This window comes from Streptomyces sp. NPDC004561 (genome assembly GCF_053602155.1).
In genome coordinates, this window is the sequence record NZ_JBSGDB010000763.1 from 1 (window position 1) to 2,689 (window position 2,689).

Genomic DNA, 2,689 nt, shown 5'->3' on the forward strand with positions numbered 1-2,689 from the left:
GCCCTCGGCCAGCTCCAGTTCGACGGACTGGAACGGCAGGTAGCCGAGGCCGAGCGGCGGGCCCGCGGGCAGGTCCAGGATGTCGGAGCCGCCGTCGGGGCCGACGATCACCGGGGGGAGGTGGCCGGCCCGCGCCAGGGTGCACCGCCCGCTGACCGGGTCGTAGACGGCGTACAGGCAGGTGGCGCCCAGGAACGCGGTGCCCGACGCATCGTTGTCGGTCGCCGTCGGAGCATCGGTGGCGTGCGCCCCCATGAGGCCGATGACCAGGTCGTCGAGGCGGGCCAGCAGCTCGTCCGGGGACAGGTCGAGGTTGGCGAGCGTGCGTACGGCGACGCGCAGGCGCCCCATCGTGGCCGCCGCGTTGATGCCGTGCCCGGCCACGTCGCCGACGACCAGTGCGACCCGTGCTCCGGAGAGCGGGATCACGTCGAACCAGTCGCCGCCCACACCGCTGGGGGCGTCCGCCGGGAGGTACCACGAGGCCACCTCCAGAGCGGATCCTCCCGTGAGGTCCTGCGGCAGCAGGTAGCGCTGCATGGACCGGGCGGCCCTGCGCTCGCGGGTGAAACGGCGGGCGTTGTCGATGCACACCGCCGCGCGCGAGACGAGTTCCTCGGCGAGACGTACGTCGTCCTCCTCGAAGGGGCCGAGCCGCCGGGACCGCGCGAACGTCGCCGCGCCCAGGGTGACGCCGCGTGCCCGCACCGGAACCACCATCACCGAGCGGCAGCCGTAGTCGCGCATGGAGGCGCCCAGCGACTCGTCCTCGGTCACCCACGGGCTGTTGGTCTGGTCCAGGATCCGTTCGACCAGGGTCCTGCTCTCCAGCAGACAGCGGGTCACGGGCGACGCGGGGGCGCGCCGGACCGTCTCCCCCACGGCCAGCGTCGACTCGGGGCAGCCCGCCCGCACCGACTGCTGCGCCGCACGGCGGATGACGGGCGCCATGCCGACCGGCCCGGGTGCCGGCTCCTCGCCGCTCATGACCGAGTCCAGCAGGTCCACGGCGACGAAGTCGGCGACGGCCGGCACCGCGTCGTCGGCCAGTTCCTGCGCGGTCCGTGTCACGTCCAGGGTGCTGCCGATGCGGGCGGCGGCGTCGTTGAGCAGGGCCAGGCGTTCCTGGGCCCGCCAGCGCTCGGTGATGTCGATGACCATGTACCAGACACCCGCGTTCCGGCCGTGGCGGTCCTTCATCGCGAAGAAGGAGGCGGAGATCGCGCGGCTTCGGTCGTGCACCGCGTAGCCGGCGCCGCGGTACTCGTAGTCCATGACCGGAGCGCCGGTCGCCAGGACCTCGCGCATCTTCTCCTCGAAGGCCTCGGCCTCGGCGTCCGGCAGTACGTCCGCCATCCGCCGCCCCAGCCGCCGCTTCAGGGGGATCTGGCGGTCGAGCGGCTCGTTCACCCAGACGTACCGCAGATCCGTGTCGAGGACGGCGATGCCGACCGGCGCGTGGGTGAGGAAGGGGGTGAGCATCAGCTGGCTCACCCCGCCGCCCGGCATCCGCCAGAAGGCGCGTTTCGGTGGCCGGCCGACGAACCTGCCGAAGACCAGTGCGGCGGCGGTGGCGACCAGGACGCCCGGGACCATCTCGTAGATGCCCGACCGGAAGGGGCCGAGGTGCGCGTTGATCTCCTTCCACAGGAGCACCGTGGCCGCGCCGGACACGATCCCGGCCATGGCTCCGGCCCAGGTCATGCGCGGCCAGTAGAGCGAGAGCAGGACGACCGGGCCGAAAGCGGCCCCGAAACCCGCCCAGGCGTAGGCGACGATGCCCAGCAGTCCGCCGCCCCTGAGCGCGATCACGAAGGCCACCAGTGTCACGACCACGACGGCGGCGCGTCCCACCCACACCAGTGCCGTGTCCGAGGCGCGCCGGTTGAGGAACGCGCGGTAGAAGTCCTCCGTGAGGGCGACGGACGACACGAGGAGCTGGGAGTCGGCGGTCGAGATGATCGCGGCGAGGACGGCGATCAGCATCACCCCGGCGCCCCAGGGATTGAACAGCGCCCGGCTGAGGCTGATGTACACCGTCTGCGGGTCGTGGAGCGGAGTGCCGGACTGCGCGATGCCCAGCAGGCCGACGAACGTGGCGCCGGCCAGTACGACGATGACCCACCCGGTCTCGATACGCCGGGCCGCCGGGACGGCACCGGTGCTCCGGATGCCCATGAAGCGGGCCAGGATGTGCGGCTGGCCGAAATAGCCGAGGCCCCAGGAGAGCAGCGAGACGATCGCGACGGCGCCGAGCGATCCGCCGCCCGCCGACCACCGTCCGTCCGTGAAGTCGACCTTGGCACCCATGTCCAGGAGGCCGGGTGTCCTGCTGTTGAGGGAGTCGCGGAGCGTTCCGAAGCCGCCGAGCGCCGCGATGCCGACGACGGGCAGCACGAGCAGGGCGAGGAACATCAGCGTGGCCTGCATGACGTGGGTGAGGCTCACGGCCAGGAATCCGCCCAGGCACGAGTAGACGACGATCACCAGGGCGGTCAGGGCCAGCCCGAGCCGGAAGTTCGCGCCGAAGATGTGCCCGAACAGCAGGCCGCCCGCCACCAGCCCGCTGGCGACGTAGACGGTGAAGAACACGAGCGTGACCGCCGCCGAGACCATCCGGAGCGACCGGGTGCGGTCCTCGAACCGCTCCTCCAGGTAGGCCGACAGGCTGACGGCGTTCCCGGCGCGC

1 protein-coding gene is annotated in these 2,689 nt (G+C 72.2%); it reads right to left on the reverse strand.

Annotated features, from left to right (window positions below):
- Positions 1-2,689: sodium:solute symporter family transporter (locus ACWEN3_RS44905; protein ID WP_452984009.1), on the reverse strand; the 2,689-nt coding region annotated here is incomplete at both ends.